General features: G+C 58.2%; 17 protein-coding genes. 14 read left to right on the top strand and 3 right to left on the bottom strand.

What is annotated here, in order from left to right:
- Positions 1-136: 136 nt before the first annotated feature.
- The 11 genes from G8O24_RS10230 to G8O24_RS10280 all read left to right on the top strand — a co-directional run bounded on the left by G8O24_RS10230 (position 137) and on the right by G8O24_RS10280 (position 9,611).
- The gene (locus G8O24_RS10230) at positions 137-916 is read left to right on the top strand and encodes a hypothetical protein (protein ID WP_188098766.1); all 780 of its coding nucleotides are present in this window, start codon (positions 137-139) and stop codon (positions 914-916) included.
- Positions 917-939: 23 nt separating this feature from the next.
- Entirely contained in the window at positions 940-1,443 is a 504-nt protein-coding gene (locus G8O24_RS10235; protein WP_188098768.1) for a hypothetical protein, read from the top strand.
- A 106-nt stretch (positions 1,444-1,549) separates the two neighbouring features.
- The gene (locus tag G8O24_RS10240) at positions 1,550-2,047 is read left to right on the top strand and encodes a hypothetical protein (RefSeq protein ID WP_188098770.1); all 498 of its coding nucleotides are present in this window, start codon (positions 1,550-1,552) and stop codon (positions 2,045-2,047) included.
- Between the two features lie 405 nt (positions 2,048-2,452).
- A complete protein-coding gene (locus G8O24_RS10245) occupies positions 2,453-5,449 on the top strand; it encodes a class I SAM-dependent DNA methyltransferase (RefSeq protein ID WP_188098772.1) in 2,997 nt (998 codons plus the stop codon).
- Between the two features lie 320 nt (positions 5,450-5,769).
- Positions 5,770-6,240, top strand: a complete 471-nt coding sequence (locus G8O24_RS10250) for a hypothetical protein (RefSeq protein ID WP_188098773.1) — start codon at positions 5,770-5,772, stop codon at positions 6,238-6,240.
- Between the two features lie 227 nt (positions 6,241-6,467).
- Positions 6,468-6,650, top strand: coding sequence for a ribbon-helix-helix domain-containing protein (locus G8O24_RS10255; RefSeq protein ID WP_188098774.1), 183 nt, complete (start codon positions 6,468-6,470; stop codon positions 6,648-6,650).
- Positions 6,651-6,723: 73 nt separating this feature from the next.
- On the top strand, positions 6,724-7,809 hold the full coding sequence (locus G8O24_RS10260) for a helix-turn-helix domain-containing protein (RefSeq protein WP_188098776.1): 1,086 nt from the start codon (positions 6,724-6,726) through the stop codon (positions 7,807-7,809).
- Positions 7,810-8,459: 650 nt separating this feature from the next.
- Positions 8,460-8,648 (top strand): hypothetical protein, encoded by a 189-nt coding sequence (locus tag G8O24_RS10265; RefSeq protein WP_188098778.1) that lies wholly within the window; start codon positions 8,460-8,462, stop codon positions 8,646-8,648.
- A complete protein-coding gene (locus G8O24_RS10270; RefSeq protein WP_188098780.1) occupies positions 8,648-9,007 on the top strand; it encodes a hypothetical protein in 360 nt (119 codons plus the stop codon). Before G8O24_RS10265 ends, G8O24_RS10270 begins: the two co-directional genes overlap by 1 nt.
- Positions 9,008-9,018: 11 nt before the next feature.
- The gene (locus G8O24_RS10275) at positions 9,019-9,291 is read left to right on the top strand and encodes a hypothetical protein (RefSeq protein ID WP_188098782.1); all 273 of its coding nucleotides are present in this window, start codon (positions 9,019-9,021) and stop codon (positions 9,289-9,291) included.
- A 56-nt stretch (positions 9,292-9,347) separates the two neighbouring features.
- Complete coding sequence (locus tag G8O24_RS10280; protein WP_188098783.1) at positions 9,348-9,611, top strand: hypothetical protein; 264 nt, start codon at positions 9,348-9,350, stop codon at positions 9,609-9,611.
- Positions 9,612-9,615: 4 nt separating this feature from the next.
- On the opposite strand, the gene G8O24_RS10285 is transcribed toward G8O24_RS10280, so the two are convergent.
- Together G8O24_RS10285 and G8O24_RS10290 are read right to left on the bottom strand one after the other, a co-directional pair.
- Positions 9,616-10,311, bottom strand: coding sequence for a recombinase family protein (locus G8O24_RS10285; RefSeq protein WP_188098785.1), 696 nt, complete (start codon positions 10,309-10,311; stop codon positions 9,616-9,618).
- Between the two features lie 137 nt (positions 10,312-10,448).
- Positions 10,449-10,676, bottom strand: a complete 228-nt coding sequence (locus G8O24_RS10290) for a hypothetical protein (protein WP_188098787.1) — start codon at positions 10,674-10,676, stop codon at positions 10,449-10,451.
- A 467-nt stretch (positions 10,677-11,143) separates the two neighbouring features.
- On the opposite strand from G8O24_RS10290, the gene G8O24_RS10295 reads away from it, so the two are divergent.
- The 3 genes from G8O24_RS10295 (at position 11,144) to G8O24_RS10305 (ending at position 15,677) form a co-directional block, all read left to right on the top strand.
- The gene (locus G8O24_RS10295) at positions 11,144-14,515 is read left to right on the top strand and encodes a phage tail tape measure protein (RefSeq protein ID WP_188098789.1); all 3,372 of its coding nucleotides are present in this window, start codon (positions 11,144-11,146) and stop codon (positions 14,513-14,515) included.
- 131 nt (positions 14,516-14,646) lie between these two features.
- Complete coding sequence (locus G8O24_RS10300) at positions 14,647-14,925, top strand: hypothetical protein (protein WP_188098791.1); 279 nt, start codon at positions 14,647-14,649, stop codon at positions 14,923-14,925.
- A complete protein-coding gene (locus G8O24_RS10305; protein WP_188098793.1) occupies positions 14,919-15,677 on the top strand; it encodes a hypothetical protein in 759 nt (252 codons plus the stop codon). The genes G8O24_RS10300 and G8O24_RS10305 overlap by 7 nt, the downstream gene beginning before the upstream one ends.
- Here the strand turns inward: G8O24_RS10305 and G8O24_RS10310 are convergent.
- Positions 15,614-17,230: a site-specific integrase gene (locus G8O24_RS10310; protein ID WP_188098795.1), complete on the bottom strand. Its 1,617-nt coding sequence runs from the start codon at positions 17,228-17,230 to the stop codon at positions 15,614-15,616. The two genes, G8O24_RS10305 and G8O24_RS10310, sit on opposite strands and share 64 nt — an antisense overlap.
- Between the last annotated feature and the right edge of the window lie 53 nt (positions 17,231-17,283).

The raw sequence follows: 17,283 nt of genomic DNA on the forward strand, positions 1-17,283 counted from the left end.
TGGTGAGTGGCGCCGGCATTTTTTGGCGCAGGATTTTGTCATGCGTCCACAGGTGATCGACGTTCATACGCAATTGAACGGCCGTATTGGCGCAGTTATTCGGTTGATCGATAGCGATGAATATTAGCGAGACAGAATGCAAATGGAGGACACAGCAGTGAAGGGGCCACGACGGGTGCCCGAAGTCGTTATAGGCTGCTTGCTCTCCATTGCCGCTCTCACGGTGGGGACGATGCTTGTGTCAGCCACGCGGGCAAGCGAGGCATGGGGTTGGTTTTCCAAGGATGCCAGTGGCTTTTTCACTGGACTGCAATTCCTTGTGGCGACAGCCCAAGCTGTCCTCTTCATCTATCAGCTTCGCTTAATCCGCGTTAGCTTGGAGGATGCCAAGGTCGTGTCGGCCGCGGCCACGCGACAGGCTCGCGTTGCTGAAGACACGCTCACTAAAATCGAGCGTCCCTATGTCTTCGTCTACAATGTCAGTTCTCTCAAGATTGACCAATGGGAGTATGAAGGGGAAACTGGATCGACATTGAGCGTCAAATACTCGGTCGCAAACTATGGGAAGCTTCCTGCGGTCATCGAACACATGCAAGTCAGCCTGAGCGTGCACGACGAGCCGCTGCCGCCAACGAACTACGACTACAACCATCCCCTTGCGGTGTCCGCTGTCCTTGTCCCGGGCGAACCGCGAAACGACTTGTATGAAGGACTTGCCTGGGATCGCGTGACAATTGATCCCTATCAAGGGGACGCAGCGGACCTGGGCGGGAAAGAGCTATTCTTCTGGGTGATCATTCGATATCGGGGCACGTTCTCTAGTGGGCACGTCACCCGGGCCTGTTGGCGATACGATGAGCGCACAGGGCAGTTCGTCGAATTTAATGGTGGCCCCGAGCACAACAGTCAAACCTAACGCGAAATGGGAGAAAAAAGGCAATGCCGACCGAGATGGGTGAGTATCTTGTCGGAGCCTATCTAAAGCTCGTGCTGGGATGCAGCGTGGTTGACTACAATGCCCGCCCGCAGGGCGGGGGTCTTCCGGGGCTGGGCGAGCTTGATGTGATCGGCTTCGATTTCGCCAACCGCAAAGTCTACCTTTGCGAGGTGACCACGCATCTAGATGGATTGTTGATCGGCGGAGGAGGCGAAGCCACCATAGCTAAATTGGCTGACAAGCATGCGCGACAGAAATTATATGCGGAGCGACATCTGCACCTTCCTGATTTCAACGCCCGCTTTATGTTCTGGTCACCGGTCGTTCGTCCGGGCTTGGTTGCGCCGCTTAGGGGTATCGGCTTCGAGCTGTTCGTAAACAGGGTGTACCGGGATGCTATCGACGAATTGCGCGTATTTGCAAGCTCTTCCACGTCCGATGCCAACAATCCAGCGTTTCGTCTCCTGCAAATTCTTGAACACATGCGCGAGCCGACCCGCGAATGAAGTACCTCGTGAGACAGGCGGCTTCTTCCGCCTCAAAAGTAGAAATGGTGATTGTGTTTCGTTGACTTCTGGCGGTTCAATGCGCAAGCCAGGGCAGGGGGCGGCGATGACAGGCAGGCTTGGTTGGGAGTGGGCTTCGGGGCTGGTGACGATGGCCTTAGCGCTGGGTGTATGTGCGGCGTCGGCAGCCGATGACCAAGCTGAAACTATTCAGCAAGGTCAGGTATGGACCGGTCTGATCGGTCAGGGCGCCTGCAGTAAACTTCGCGATCGACGCGCCGACACGCCGGAAAACATTGCAGAATGTCGGCGCGACCAAGCCGCTCAACCGCTCTGCCTGAGCTATCAAGGATTTGCGTTCGCTTGGTACGACTTGGCTGAGAATCCGCCCTCCGGCGTCGATCAGTTGGCCTTTCAGACGAACGTGATCAACACCCTAGGCTCTGACGGCGGAGGACCTCCATACTATCAGTCGCCGCAGTATCGGGATATGTTGCGCCGCCTGTTGAGCTTTACGTTCTCTCCGGCGCGGAAGAAGTGGAGGACGGGCGCTCAGTTTTCGGAGTACGCATATAAGCTTTGTATCGAGCGGCGCCCGATTTAGCTGCGCTCCACACCCGGCAAACAAGAAGCCCGACGCTGCGGCGGCATTTCGAGATTAAAGACGACGAAGAGTTCTCGGAACTCTACGCCCAGATCGACGCTCATATAGAGCAATTGGGGTCGGCCGCCCCCTCGCAAGTCAATTCAGGGTGAGTGCTCCCACAGCAGATAATTCAGCGGAGATAGCTGCCGCCGCCAACTCCATCTTTTTCGATGTCGATGACTGACCGGGATATCCCTGACCCGGAGGCTATGGCACAGCTACGGCGCGCAGTCTGTGGGAGATGCTGGTTATAAGGATATCTTCCGCCAGCTCAGACAATGTCGCAGTAGTGCAAAGGTCTGTCGCACCTCATGACACCTGTAGTTTTGGCGGCTACAACCAGCGACAGAACCTGGGGGAATCATGACGCCGCACGAGTTCATAACGAAGTGGCAAAACTCGAAGCTCAAGGAGCGAGCTGCCGCGCAGGAGCATTTCATCGACCTATGCCGCGTTTTGGGTGAGAAGACGCCAGCCGAAGTCGACGCAAGCGGCCTCGATTACGCATTCGAGGTCGGCGCAACGAAAACGACTGGCGGGCGCGGGTTCGCGGATGTCTTCAAGCGCGGGCATTTCGGCTGGGAGTACAAGGGAACGCACGCGAATCTAGACACGGCATTTTCCCAGCTTCAACGTTATGCTGTCGCCCTCGACAATCCTCCGCTCCTTATCGTGTCCGACATCGGAACCACGATTCACATTCATACGAACTGGACGAACTCGGTCTCACATACCTACGTCATTCCGATCGCAGAGTTGGGTGATGCGGAGAAGCGAGGATGGCTGAAGTCCGCTTTCGAAGACCCAGAAGCTCTGCGACCCAAGAAGACACGCCAAGAGTTGACCGAAGAGGTCGCCGGCGAATTCGCCAACCTAGCACGTTCGCTTCGCTCTCGCGGGAACCCTGCCGAAGAGGTGGCTCATTTCATCAACAAGCTCGTATTCTGCATGTTTGCAGAAGACGTGAAGCTGCTTCCTGAGACTATGTTCAAGCGGATGCTAGACCGCGCCATCGATGATCCGACCGAGTTCGAGGATTTCGCGCGGACGCTGTTCTCGGCGATGAAAACTGGCGGACGCGTCGGATTCGAAAAGGTCGCTTGGTTTAATGGTGGACTCTTCAACGATGATCGCGTCTTCGCGCTAACACAGGATGAGATCAAGATCGTCCGCGATGCAGCCGCTCGATATTGGGGCGATATCGATCCATCGATATTAGGAACGCTTTTCGAACGAGGCTTAGACCCTGACAAGCGCAGCCAGCTTGGTGCTCACTACACCGATCGCGACAAGATCATGATGATCGTTCAGCCTGTCGTGGTTGAGCCGCTGGTTGCTGAATGGGAACGCGCGAAGGCTGATATTGCAGCATTGATAGAAAAGGCCCAGCGCCTGGACAACGAGGCTAAAACGAAGGGGGGCCGTTCTGCCTCTGCAGCTTTGGGCCAGGCGACAGTAGCCCGCAAAGACGCGCAAACGGTGCTTGATCGGCACTTGAAACGCCTCGCTGACTTCCGCGTTCTCGATCCTGCCTGTGGTTCGGGCAACTTTCTCTACATCGCGCTTCGTGAATTGAAGGATTTAGAGCACCGCGCTCAGGTCGAGGCCGAAGCTATGGGGCTTCCGCGAAGATTTCCCTCGATCGGACCCGAGGTCGTGAAGGGCATCGAGATCAATCCGTACGCCGCGGAACTTGCACGGGTGTCGGTTTGGATTGGTGAAATTCAGTGGATGCTGAAGAACGGCTTCCCGGCGGCTCAGAACCCAGTTCTGAAGCCCATGGAGACAATCGAGTGCCGAGACGCGCTCCTCACGCTTAAGCCCGCTCACGAGGGGGGCGCCCCTATATGGACCGAGGCGGAGTGGCCGGCTGCCGACGTCATCATCGGCAATCCACCATTCCTTGGCGCCAAAATTATGAAGCGCTCGCTGGGAGCAGAGAATACCGAACGTGTCCGTACTGTCTTTGGCGACAGACTGCCGGGCTTCACTGATCTTGTTTGCTACTGGTTCGAAAAGGCACGGGCTGCCGTTGCCGCAGGCACTACCACCTTTGTTGGCTTGGTTGCGACCAAATCGATCGCGAAGAACACGAACCTTCCGGTCATGCGTCGCATCACTGATGAATTCGCCATTTATAACGCCTATGCAAACGAGCCGTGGGTGGTCGACGGTGCTGCGGTGCGCGTGGCGCTGGTCTGCTTTGGTCGTAGGAATAACACGCCGAGCCCCGCCAAACTTAATGGACGCGAGGTGCCTGCCATCAATGCGAGCTTGACGAGCGGGACGGACTTTAGCACCGCTTCCCGGTTGGCAGAGAATCGCGGTCGTAGTCTCCTCGGAATCCAGAAGAGCGGGCCGTTCGACATCGACGGAACGACCGCGCGAAGATGGCTTAGAATGCCGGTGAATCCGAATGGCCGGTCAAATGCAGACGTCCTAAAACCTTATATGAATGGAGATGAGATTGTCAGCGGATCGACCGACCGCTGGTTTATCGACTTCCCGCTTCTTCTCAGGGAAGAGGATGTAGCGCTTTGGCAGGCCCCATTCGAATACCTTAATTCCGCTCTCTACGATCCGGATGACCCCGCATCCAAATTGCTTCGTGATGAGAGGCAGCAAGCGCGTGATCAACACGCCCGAGATCGTTGGTGGGAACCTTACTGGCCCCGTCCCGACATGCGCTCAAAGATATCGAGGGTTGAGCGTTATCTTGTCACCCCGGAGACAGCAGAGCACCGCGTCTTTGCTTGGCTTTCATACCCAATACTGCCAGACAAAAATCTGATCGTCTTCCCGGGGGCGAATGATACTACTTTTGGCATTCTCCAGTCGCGCTTTCACGATCTCTGGGCAACGGCAATAGGTAATCGAATGGGAGCAGGTAACCAGCGCCGCTATAACAACTTGACGTGCTTTGAAACCTTCCCATTCCCGGACGGGCTCTCACCAGACATACCCGCCGATGACTACGCCACGGACACTCGCGCAACAGCCATCGCTGCCGCCGCGGCTCGCTTGAATGAGCTTCGCGAGAACTGGCTGAATCCGGCCGACCTTGTTCGACGCGAACCGGAAGTCGTCCCTAGTTTTCCGGATCGCATCTTGCCCGTGAGCCCAGAAGCAGAGCAGGTACTCAAGAGGCGTACTCTGACGAACCTGTACAACGAGCGACCGGCATGGCTGGATCAGGTGCATCGGATTCTTGATGCCGCAGTCGCACAAGCCTACGGCTGGCCGGCTGATATGTCTGATGATGACGCACTGGCCAATCTGTTCGCTCTCAATAAACGGAAGGCAGCCGAGAGCGGCGGGAGCCTTCTAGCGGATACTGGCCCAGGTGCGGAAGAACAGTGAAGAGAAATGACGTTGGGACCGGAACTACAACGCTTCGTGAAACTGATCGCGGAGGTAAATGAGAGCGAGATTGCCGCCGATGTCACTTCGGTGGGCGCCTTCTCCTCGCGCAGCAGCATCCGCTTGCGATCAGCTATGCGTCCTTGAGCATATACAACAGCGCGCCCGGCTCGCCATTGTCGGGATTACCCCCGGTGCCCAACAGGCCCGGAATGCGCTCTGTGGAATTGCGCCGCCAACTCATCGCGAGTGCTGATGACGAAACTGCGCTCAGAGCCGCGAAGACATTCGCAAGTTTTTCGGGCCCCATGCGAGCGAACTTGGTCGCGATGTTGGACCACATCGGGCTTGCGGTTTGGTTAGGCCTGGGCAGCACGGCGGAGCTATGGACGGTGTGGAGCGATCTCGTTCACTTCACCAACGCTATCCGATATCCGGTCTTCATCAATGCCCAGAACTATAGTGGTTCGCCCTCTATGGTCACCACGCCGCTGTTGCGAGAGGGGTTGCTTCAGTATCTCGCAGAGGAAGTGTCAGCATTACCGGATGCGGTTTGGGTTCCTTTGAGCCCAAAGGTGAGCGAAGGACTCTCGGTGCTGGTAAAACGTGGACTTCTATCGGCAGACCGGCTGCTGATCGGTTTACCTCATCCGAGCGGAGCTAACGCTGAACGGATATCCTACTTCCTTGGTCGGAAGGACAGGGCGTCGTTATCGGCGAAGACGTCTCCAGACATGCTTGACGCGCAGCGCGCCTCGCTCTTCGATCTTATCGGCAATCTGCCAAGATGATCTCGGCAGGTGCAGCGCATGCCCTGACTTTTTTGGGTGTGTCAACTTTTTGCAAAGAGCCCAAGGCGTGACCCGGAAGATCAAAAAGTTGCAATTTGCAGGGTCGCGCACTACCTTATCTACACATCGCTGTTTTATTTGAACAAAGGCCCTGCCGGAGGTGGGGCCTTTTCCGTCCACCCAAGGCCGTAGCATCCGCTGCGGCCTTTTTGTTTTTGGAGAACCCAATGGGAACTTACATGCACTTCAACCCCGACACCGCTCGCGGCTATGTCGGCTTCGTCATGCCGGTCGACCTGCTCGCAGAGCTGGATCAGGTCCGCACCGAACTGCGGCTGAGCAGATCGCAATTTATGCGACAGGCCGTGTCCGCCTACCTCGGACAACAGCGCCAATCTACCGCGAAGTAACCCCACCAAAGAAAGGCCCCCCGGCGCGCCAACGCCGAAGGGCTTCAACCTGTTCGAGACCACGAAAATCACAATGTCACGTAAATCCGAAAAGAGCAAGCGCGACGACGCGCCCATCCTCACCACACTGCAAGGCGAAAAGTACCAAATCACCGCCGGCCGAAAACTTCAGGAGATGCGATCCTACTGCCGCGACCCAGAGATCACCGATGCTCAGTTTCGGGGCCTGTTCGTCGTCATCGACCGGCTGAACGACGGCAGAGTTGGCGAGGAGAGCCGCTGGGGTAGCGCTTATCCCAGCTACGAGACCCTTGCGACGGACATCGGGAAGGATGAGCGTGCAGCGAAACGCATCATCAAAGAGCTGACAACTGGCCAGCGAGAGACGCGCTCGAAAGACAAAGAGAGGAGCTTGGTACCGTGCAAAGCGGTGCTCAACGTAAAATCGGCAAAGAGCGGCAAGACCGATGAAGTGAATGAGTACCGGCTAAAGACCTTGGGTGCATTCGCGGTCATGGACGAATCGAAGGGTGCGGTGACCGAACAGAAAGATGCCGGGCCGGAGGGTGCGGTGACCGAACAGCATTCCGGAGGGGGTGCGGTCACCGGCAAGGAGGGGTGCGGTAACCTGTTAGAGGGGGTGCGGTCACCGGTAGGGAGGGGCGCGGTGACCGCACCCGACTCTTCTCGTCTACTCACCTCAGCAACCCAACACATAGACCCCTCTCACGCTCCGCCCGCCTCCGGCGAGCTAGGGCCGGCTGGTAGTGATGATGTTGATGATGGTGATGGCGATGAATCCCGACAGGATGATCCGCCGGAACATGACGACCACCGAAGCGAGGAGTCGGAGGATGATGGGCGCCTTGAGCAATATCGGCAGGCCGCAGAGAAAATCTGGCTCATGTTCCAAAGAGCACCGACCAGGGAACACGACGAGTTCGTGAAGCTTTTCGTGGAGGAGTGCAAAGCCGGGGTCATCACCGAGTCGAAACAGGTGAAGCACGGACTGACCTGCTACATGCGGGACACCCCGCCGGACCGCCATGTGTATCCCGTCCGGTTCATGAGGGAGCGGCGGTGGCAAACGTATCGCCAGCCGCCGGCAGGTACAGGCAAGACGGGCACGGCGGGATACTCCGCGCGACCCGCGATCTAGTTCTATGATTCGGGACCGGCAACCACACAGCGTAGCCGGTCCCATCCCTCGCAGCCATCATCACCATCATGCAACCAGGCCAGCAAGCCAACTAGAGCGCTGCCCAGGCGCTCGCATCACAGCGAGCCGCAGAGAGAGCAGCACCGATCACCGAACCCGGCTCAGCGACCTCGGGACGGCCTCCTAGGCCGCCGTTGCTATCCAGCCACGGCACAAACTCAGAATGGGAGGATCCATCTTGTCAAGCTGGCGGACGTGCAAAGGTACGCGCCTAGAAGTGCCGCCCCAATTATGCAATCACGCAAAACGTTCAGAAACCCTATAAAACAAGGCATATTTTAACAGCATCAGAATTCCCTCACTTAAATTTTCAGCTTTTGACATTCGATCGCACTATCTCGCACAAACACCAAGGGCCTTGCAGGTCGGCGTCATTTCAGATCTCGGATAGATGCGGAAAAATCGAACATTTGACATTTGCCACCCCCTGCGGTATTATCTTCTATAGAGTAGCAAAAGCTATCACACGATGATGATGCAGCCGCCCGCGAGGCGGCTTTTTGCTGCCTGCTTTTCCTCACTTGCAAACATACAGCACCCGGGCCGCTCTGTGCGGCGCCGGCCGTCGCTGTTGCCTTTAGGAACCTCAAATGATCGACTTAAATCAAGCTCGGCACGAGCGCACGCGAACAATCGGCGTCGTCCTGCCTGCCTCACTGGTCAACGCAATCGAGCAACGCGCGAAGGCCGAACTGACCGGAAAATCCACCTGGATGCGCCGGGTTCTCTTGGCCGAACTGACCAAGGATCAGGCCGCGCCCTCGAAGGATGCCGCCTGATGAGCAACCAGATCGAGGATGCGGTTATTTCTGCCGCACGCGCGAAGGGCTTCAAGATCAACAGTGCGGTCTGCCAAACGATCGCGATTGATTTGGCAGGGAGCAGCCTGGAAGGCGACACCATCCTGATCCCGTCCAAGGGCTCGCTGAAGGTCGCGGACTATCTTCGAGACCTGCACGACCGAGCACCGAGCGGATTCAGCCGGCTGCAACAGCCCGACAAGCCGGACGATGAACGGACCGTCAGCCAGATGCGCAGGCGACGTCCCCCCATCACAGCAGATGACATCGCCAAATATACAGGTGTCACACGTTCTCATCTGGTCGAGCTTGCTGCATCTCGCAGCACCAATCGATAGGAGTCACCATCATGTCTCGCAGACTACGCAGTGCAGTTGCCACCCGGCAGGATATCGAACAACTTTCGCCGACGGTGCGACAAAATCGTGCTGCCCATCTGATCGCCCGTGATCGGCTACAGCGGCTTGCTGATGCCCAGCATGAACTAGCCGTCGTCACACAGGCCCATCAGGATGCGCTTGCGCTAGTGGCTGAGTCAGCGGCTGCTATCGAGGCGACCAGGTCCAGGATTGCCGACATCGAGGCGGAGGGCAACGCAACCAACATCCTGATGGCCGGTTGACGGATCGGGCCGGCGGAAGGATACGTTCCGTCAGCCGTTTAAAGGAGCGCGACACGATGAAACGACAGGCGGGACTAGCGTTCGCACTGATCTTCGCTGGCGCGCTCCCCGCCCTCGCCGAGTCGGCCTATCCAACACCGACGCGGGATGGCCGGGAGCGTATTCAGCGCACCGGCACTTGCCCGACCGGCTACGTCGGCAAGGGCGCGTTCTGTGAGGCCCTGCAGCGGGACACGCCACACGCCTTCCCGGCGATCCCGGGCAAGACCTGTCCGTCCGAAACGTTCCGCAGCGGGGATGCGTGCAAGGCGTTCCGGTGATTGATCAGACTGCGAGCCGTTCCAGGACGCGAGAGACCTGAACAGCTTGCCATTGACCACCGCGGGGGGGCGGAATGCCCTGATCGTTGAGACCAACCGCAATGGCCGTCAGGGAGGTGATGCCGGCCGCCTGAAGCTCTCTGATAGCAGGGGCAATATCTGCCGCCTTAGCTTGAGCGCGCTTTGCAATGGCCTCCCGGCCCATGGCAATGACATCCGGCGTCAAAGTAACTGGCTTGCCTTGCGAATCTTTGCGACGACCACCGAGCTTGACGCCACGGGCCTTCGCGGCCTGTAGAGCGGCCTTGGTGCGGGCGGAGATCATGCGTCGCTCTTCGTCAGCCACCATCGCCATGATGCCAATGGTCAGCCGGTTCGCGTTCGGCATGTCCGCCGCAACGAAGTCAACGCCAGCCTTCTCAAGTCCGAGAAGGAAATGAGCGTCACGCGAGAGCCGGTCTAGCTTGGCGATGACAAGCTTGGCGCCGAACATACGGCAAGCATCTAGGGCGGCCTGTAGCTGCGGACGGTCGGAGCGCTTGCCGCTCTCAACCTCCGTGAACTCTTTAACCAGCTTCCAGTCGCCACCATTCAAGTACGTCTCGACGGCAGAGCGCTGTGCCTGAAGACCGAGGCCACTCTTGCCCTGCTTGTCAGTCGAGACCCTGTAGTAAGCGACCCATTTGCCCGTGGCAGCCATGTCCAGCCCCAATTACAAACTAGTCAATGTTCGTTGACTAGTTTGTAATCAAAGCTGGACGTGGAGCGCAAGCGGAAAATGAGGCGTCGCGGCGGGCTGGTCCTACTCACCGGTCCCCGCCGCTCCACCATCCCAAGCTAGAGGGTGATCGTCTCGCCCAGGCTCAGCACGCCAGCGCCTCGGCACCAGCGCTCGACCGCAGCCAGGTCCCCGTAGTCCAAGACGTGGTTGCTCTCCAGCAAAGCGAAAGCAAAGCCACCCAAGCCCTGCATCTCGGCTTGGCCCAGCTTGCTAATCGTTCGGTGGTCGTCGTGGGCGCGCCCGAAGCGACGGCGGGCAGCGGTGAACGTGACTGTGTTGCTCATGACAATGATCCTTCATTCGCCATGCCGGGGATGGCCATGGCGTTGTGCATGCTGATGCGTTGAAGATCGTTGCGTTGAGCACGGACCCCGCAAGGGATGCAGGGCGCACGGGTCGATAGCTCGACTTGGTTCTCATTGTACTCGACCTGACCGCGGTAGGTCAAATTGTGGTCAGGCCAGGGCACCCTGGCCATCATCGCCGTGCTCGCCACCGCACCGAACGAACCCGCAGAGGTTTCCCAGCGAGCGAAGGGGCTGGAGAAGTGAAGGCAAAATTTTTTATGAGCACTACCGCCGCCATCGTCTGACCGATTTTCCGAAACCAAGCCCAAAAGGCCATTTTCGCTAGAGGGGGTATGCCCTCGGAATGGGGCGTCACCCTTTCCATTCGCCCACCGTGCCGCTCCCCAAAAAGGGCCTTTACACACCTAGCGTCCAGCCTGGCCGCAACACACCAAGAAAGAAAAATGTCCGACAACAACCTCGACATCAGGGCCCGCCTTACCGCCGTCAACGAACTGAGCCCCGTGCTCCAGCGCGTCCTCAGCGACATCCAGAAGTTTGAAGGCGTCGCGAAACGGGTCAACATTCAACTGAACGGAATGGGACGCGCCGGCATGTCGGCGCTGGACGGGTTCAATCGCTCTGCGAAGGCAGTCTCAGATCAGATGCGAGGCCTAGCCAACATCGGCCGGTCTTCCGCTCGCGAGTACGCTGCTGATTGGAATAGGGCGAACGCCCAGCAATTGAGCGACGCACGGAGGACGTATGCCGCTCTGGATAGACTCGAGGTCGGATATCAGCGCCAGCTTGCGCGGCGTGCTGCCGTGGAAGGCCGGACCACCTCCGGGCGGTCCTACGGCGGCGGAGTCGGCCGCTTGCCGGCACCGAATATCCGCACCATTGCAGCCACCGCGGCCATTACTGGGGCCGGTGTGGCGTCTGCCCTCCGTAAGCGTATGGAGGTCCAGGCGGCCGAAGTCCGCGCCCAGATGTTCGGCGATCTCACGTCCAAAGAAGTCGCGGACCTCCGCCAAGGCTTTGCCGATCGTGCCGGCATCAAGTACGGCATTGGAAGCAGCAAAGTCATCGACACGGCGGTTGAAGGTCTCAAGGCCGGTGTTGCAAAGCAGTTCGCGGGTGAGTTCGCGGACCTGGCTCTGAAGGCTCAGGCAGGTCTCGACGTCAACCCCGAAGCAGTCGGCAAGCTACTCGGTCGCCTCTCGACTCAGATGCCATGGAGCACCGGCCGCTTCAGTAACATCCTCAACGCGGTCGCGGTCGCGAATAATGCTACCGCGGCCGATGGAAATGAGATCATTGAGGCCATGCGCCGGAGCTTGTCCGCGATCGTCACAACGAAGATGACTCCGGAGCAGTTGGCCGCGCTTGATGCCACCGGCATCTCCCTTGGCGTTCAGCCGCACAAGATGGGCACATTCCTATCCTTTCTTACCTCACAGGTGGCTGGTGCGGATAGCGCACATGGACAGCAAGCCAAAGACCTGAACGCCGCCGGCCGCGCACTCGGTTTTGGCGGACGCGCCGGCATGGCACTCGTCATGCGAAACAATCCCATGCAAGCAATTCAGCAGATACTCGACAATCTCGCTTCGATGCCGGAGAAGCTTCGCACCAGGGTCGCAAAGCAGATCGGCGGCCGCGAATTTATGGATGAGTTGCTGACCCTCGTCTTGGGGCGCGACAAGCTGAAGGATGTTGTTCGGGATATCGAGAGCAAGCCCGGCTTCCTCGACAAGACCGCGTTGCAGAAAATTCGATCGATGCAGGGTCGGTGGGCGTCCATCAGGGCGGCGCTGGGTCTCGTATGGGAGAAGGTTGGTGCAGGCCTTGAGACTTGGTTCGACCAAATCTCCGACTCCGTCATTAACTTAGCGGACAGCTTCAACTTCGACTCGATCCGCGAACATTTTGCAGCACTAGTTGATGGTGCTCGTGAGGGCCTCGGCCTCAAGGATTGGGGCGAGATCGTCAAATCCTTGGCTGAAAATTTCGATGCCGGGACCGCGGCGAAGTGGCGGGAGTTCGGCAAGGGCTTCACGGAGGGCATTCGCGAATTTGCCAGCGGTCTCAAGATGGCCTTCTCCGCGCTGGGTTTCCTCGCTGGTAAGAACCCGGCGGATGCCAGGGAGATGGGCAACCTAGTCGCGCAACTGACCGGACTGACCGTCGCTCTTGCGGCCCTCGCGCCAGTACTGAACGTTCTGGCTGCTGTCACCTTCGGTCTCACCGGGTTGGGAAATGCTCTCGCATACATCGCGGGCTTGCCCGCCGTCGTCGCACTTCTGAGTGCGTTCGCTGTACGTCATCAGAACGATGGCGTGCCCGACGCCAATGTGAAACGGCCTGGGGAGACGACTAGCCAGTGGCGAGAGCGTCAGCGCGCTCACAGAAAGAACCTTTACCACAAGAGCAGCTATGACGGCGCGACCGATTTCTCAGGCATGCGTCGCACCAGCGATCTGTCAGACGACCTGAACAGGTTCACGGGCAAGGTCGAGCGCGCCGCGTTCGTCAACAGCAACACCATGGGCCGCTTACAATACGCATCCATTGGCGGAGCAAGCGGTCCCGGTGGTCTTGGCGTGCGCAGCTACATCGGCGGCATCCCCGACCTGATGAAGAGCGCGCCCGGTGGGGAGCTGCCCTCGTTCAACTCGGGCAGCATCATCAGACGGGACAAAATTCCGTCTTTCGGCGGCATTGGGCCGGGTGGCATCCCCAGCTCACTCAACAAGGTCGCTTTCGAAAGGACGTTCGCTGGGACGCCGCTCGCAGGCGAGTACGACTCAGTTGTGGCAGCTGCTCGAAGAGCAGGAGTTAGCCCGGCTCTGCTCGCATCTGTGATGGCGCAGGAGACGGGGCGCGGCAAGCACATGCTGGGCAACAATCCCGGCGGCCTCATGGCTCGCAATGGCCTGATGCAGTTCGGCGATCTCGGCACCGGCATCGACAGGACGGCGCTCGCGGTCGCGAAGAACTACAATGCGGCCGGCGGTGACCTCGCCAAGATGCGCGACTCTTACGCTCCGCTCGGTGCGAAGAACGACCCGAGGGGACTGAACGGCTCCTGGCTCCCTGGTGTCCAGAGATTCATGGGCGAGATGGGTGACGGAACGCAAACGGTCAGCAACTCTGCTGCGGCTGTCGCGTCTGGCGTCATGCCTGGATTGGCCGATAGACTGGGGCTGCGTGGCAAAGCGAACTTCATGCATGGACAGTATGGAGGTGTGGGGCAGAACCTGGCTACCATCACGTTGGCCTCCGGCAAAAGACTGACAGTCAACGCGGCTGCGGCAGAGTCCTTCAAGGGCTTCGTCGACGAACTTGAGAATGCTGGCTACAAGATCAAATCGATCGGAGGCTATTCCATGCGAGGCAAGCGCAAGGGCGGCGGCTGGTCACAGCATGCCTACGGAAATGCGATCGACATCAACCCCGATAAGAACGCACAGGACGGCACTGGTCGCACCGACATGCCCGCGAACGTTCGCGACCTGGCCGCCAAGTATGGCCTGTCATGGGGGGGCGATTGGTCCAAGAAGTACAACGACCCGATGCACTTCGAATGGAACGGCACGCAACCGTGGAAGAATGTGCCCTCCGCGGCAGATGCGATCCAGAGCGTCCCATCGCCAATCCGTGGTGACGCGAGCCTGGTTGTACCACGCGGTGGACTCGGCGGTGCTGGCGGCCCGGTCAGCATTAACATCAACGGTAGCAGCCATGATCCTGAGGCACTGGCCACACTGGTGCAACGCCGGATCGACGAGTCGATGAACTGGCGAACCCACGACACGGCAAGCGAATACACCTGACCACAGGACAAGGTGATCCCGGACCTAAGTGTCCGGGAAAACTACGGAGAAAATGCAAACGGATTGCTGTGGAATGCAAATGAGGTTTCGGTCACAGTTGGTTTGCATCACTTAGGCAGGGAGCGAAGCAAGTGACGAATCTTTTCTACCGCGGATACACGATTGAGCGGCTTGACGAAGTCTACATCGCCAAGCCGACACACGACGACGGGCAGCCGTTTGAACTTTTCTCCACACAGATTCGCCGGGTACTTGAGGCCATTAACGCCTTATGGCTGACCGCTTCACAACTTTCCGGATGTGAGTTCGATACAGATCACCTCATATCTCCGAGGTGGGCTCGCGACTGGCTGAAGTCCGCGACCGACAGTATCGATCTCGATCAAGCCTATCGGCGTGGCGCTTGCTGACGCAGCATCGCGATTTTGAAATGACGAACTATATATGGCCCATCGACGATGGTTACGCGCCAGGGGCTTCTTTACTGATGGGACTACTTCTCGACAGACACCGAATGATCGCGGCCTCCGAAGATTTTAGCTTGACTAGCCAGAGCGTAGATCCCGATCTCGCGCAGTTTAACGACAATGAAGGGGCATGCTATCATGAAGCTGGACATGCTGTCGCAGCTATAATTCTAAAACTGCGCTTTGATCATGTGTCAGCAATCCCCAGCGATGAGCACCGGACAGATGGGCGAGTTGCCTTTGGTAACCATCCTTGTGATTGGCGACTCATACAAGACTCAAGCAAAACTCAAGCCTTAAGCTATTGTATTTTACTAATGGCAGGGATGGCTGCTCAGCTTCGCTGGCAAGGGGAGGAAGCCGATCTGAAAGCCTGCGGCAAGAACGATCGAGAGGATTTGGATGTGGCCTGCATACTTGTTGCCGCAAAGTTCTCAATCGCCACCGCAACTAACTCGAAAGAAGCGAAGATCATCAAGGCTTTCGCTTGGCGCGAAGCCTGCCTCATGATGGCTAACCCTCGTGTATGGCGGGCCGTTTGTTCCTTAGCTAGGCACCTTTACACTTCTGAACGAGCAATCGCGATGGAGAGTGATGTAGCCGAAATCGTCGCCACAGCGAAGATCTGCTATCAGCCAACTCGCGGAATAGCAGAGATTACGCGGGCCATGGCCAGCACCGTCACGTCACCGTAGTCCTCGCCGGCTGTTCTCGGCGCGTGCCCTTGGATGGCATCAACAACACGGTGATCCAATCCAAGGTTTCGGGCGATCGTCTTGAGGCGGTGGCGCCAGCCGTGGTTCGGTTGCACCCGCTCATCGGTAATGACTGTCCGCACGAAATCCACTACGCGCTTGTACGCCCCCTTCGCGAACAGCGGGCCGTCCCCAGACTCATTGACGAAGTCGAGAAAGCCAAGGTCGATCAGGTGGCGATGCACGGGCACCAACCGGTACGATTTTGACTTGATGGACCCTGCGGCCGGATTGAAGTCGAATATGTGATGCTTGGACTCTTTGCGAACGTCCTCTTTGCGGAGTTGGAGTGCTTCAGCAATCCGGCATCCGGTATAGGCCGCAATCAATGGACCCCACTTTTTCGCGGCGGCAGTCCGCGCATCCTCTTTGGGCTTTCGCTGATAGCCAAGGCAGGCAACGAATATCGCTTTGGCCTCATCGTCAGTGAAGCCTTTTGATCGGGTCCGCGCTTTCTTCTCTGCCTTTATCTTGATCGCATTGGCGGGGTTCTTCGATAGCTTTTTATTGTCGACGGCCCAGCCGAACACGGACCTGATCCCCGGAAGATCACCATCCCGCAAGGTCTTGACGCTCACGACCTTCAATCGCGCATCCTTGAACGCGATCATGTCTGCATCGGTCACACGGCCCGCATCGTCATGTCCCAGGTGTTTCACCAATCTGTCTACGGCGCCCCGGTAGGCGTCATGGGTGCTCTGTGTACGGCCTACGGCCTTGGCCTCAGCCCACCACAGTTCGAATAGGCCGCTGATCGTCTGTCGCGGCCTGACCGCCGTGACAGTTTCGATCGAAGGGAAGCGTTGAGCTTGGGGATCAGGCGAATAGTTGCCCTCCGCGTTTCGGCGCAACTGCCAGCCCGCATCGAGGCTGGCCATCCCTACGAGACGCAGGAACCGTCGTCGGTCACCCGGCTCTAGGTTGATGCGATGCCGTATTAAGACCCAATCAGCGAGAAGCCCAAACCGGTCCTCTATCGCGTCGTATTGATCGACGGGAAGATCATTTATTGCTGCGGTCAGGTCCCCACTTCCAAATAACTCGATAGCGGTGCTTGCCTCGTTCGGCACGAGCGTGGCTGGTGGTGCATTCGCGATCCGGCCCTCAAGCACCGCACGGCTGAGCGCTTTATGGTACATCCAGGCGTCCGGCTCGCCCGGCTCGTTGTTGTGAATCTCTTGATAGAGTCGATAGGTCTCTCCGCTGAGCGCTACCAAATCTTTGTGGGACAGGTGGATCGGGTCTGCTTCGGTCAGTTCAAACAAGCGTCTGAAGTGATCCAGAGCGTTCGCCTGCCGCGCCTCTGCGATCGCTTTGTCCTCTGTCTCAAGACTGAATGCGATGTCGCTTCCGATCGTCACCGTCTTCACGCATGGGCGATGGTCCGGGCTCCCGATGCTGAGCAGCACACGCTTGCCGCGCAGTCGATCAACGATCTTGGTTGGAGTGCGAATTCGGAATTGGGGAACAACGGAGCCTGCGCGCTTGGACATCGAAAATTTCAGGGAAACCATGGTCTGTGTGGCACTTTCGTGTGGCACTCAGG

It is taken from the genome of Bradyrhizobium campsiandrae, assembly GCF_014529705.1.
GTDB classification, from domain to species: Bacteria; Pseudomonadota; Alphaproteobacteria; order Rhizobiales; family Xanthobacteraceae; genus Bradyrhizobium; species Bradyrhizobium campsiandrae.

Bases quoted from the DNA above. Each gene is read 5' to 3' on its own strand.
- G8O24_RS10230 (WP_188098766.1), top strand. From the start codon at position 137: ATGCAAATGGAGGACACAGCAGTGAAGGGGCCACGACGGGTGCCCGAA.
- G8O24_RS10235 (WP_188098768.1), top strand. From the start codon at position 940: ATGCCGACCGAGATGGGTGAGTATCTTGTCGGAGCCTATCTAAAGCTC.
- G8O24_RS10240 (WP_188098770.1), top strand. From the start codon at position 1,550: ATGACAGGCAGGCTTGGTTGGGAGTGGGCTTCGGGGCTGGTGACGATG.
- G8O24_RS10245 (WP_188098772.1), top strand. From the start codon at position 2,453: ATGACGCCGCACGAGTTCATAACGAAGTGGCAAAACTCGAAGCTCAAG.
- G8O24_RS10255 (WP_188098774.1), top strand. From the start codon at position 6,468: ATGGGAACTTACATGCACTTCAACCCCGACACCGCTCGCGGCTATGTC.
- G8O24_RS10260 (WP_188098776.1), top strand. From the start codon at position 6,724: ATGTCACGTAAATCCGAAAAGAGCAAGCGCGACGACGCGCCCATCCTC.
- G8O24_RS10265 (WP_188098778.1), top strand. From the start codon at position 8,460: ATGATCGACTTAAATCAAGCTCGGCACGAGCGCACGCGAACAATCGGC.
- G8O24_RS10270 (WP_188098780.1), top strand. From the start codon at position 8,648: ATGAGCAACCAGATCGAGGATGCGGTTATTTCTGCCGCACGCGCGAAG.
- G8O24_RS10275 (WP_188098782.1), top strand. From the start codon at position 9,019: ATGTCTCGCAGACTACGCAGTGCAGTTGCCACCCGGCAGGATATCGAA.
- G8O24_RS10280 (WP_188098783.1), top strand. From the start codon at position 9,348: ATGAAACGACAGGCGGGACTAGCGTTCGCACTGATCTTCGCTGGCGCG.
- G8O24_RS10285 (WP_188098785.1), bottom strand. From the start codon at position 10,311: ATGGCTGCCACGGGCAAATGGGTCGCTTACTACAGGGTCTCGACTGAC.
- G8O24_RS10290 (WP_188098787.1), bottom strand. From the start codon at position 10,676: ATGAGCAACACAGTCACGTTCACCGCTGCCCGCCGTCGCTTCGGGCGC.
- G8O24_RS10295 (WP_188098789.1), top strand. From the start codon at position 11,144: ATGTCCGACAACAACCTCGACATCAGGGCCCGCCTTACCGCCGTCAAC.
- G8O24_RS10310 (WP_188098795.1), bottom strand. From the start codon at position 17,230: ATGTCCAAGCGCGCAGGCTCCGTTGTTCCCCAATTCCGAATTCGCACT.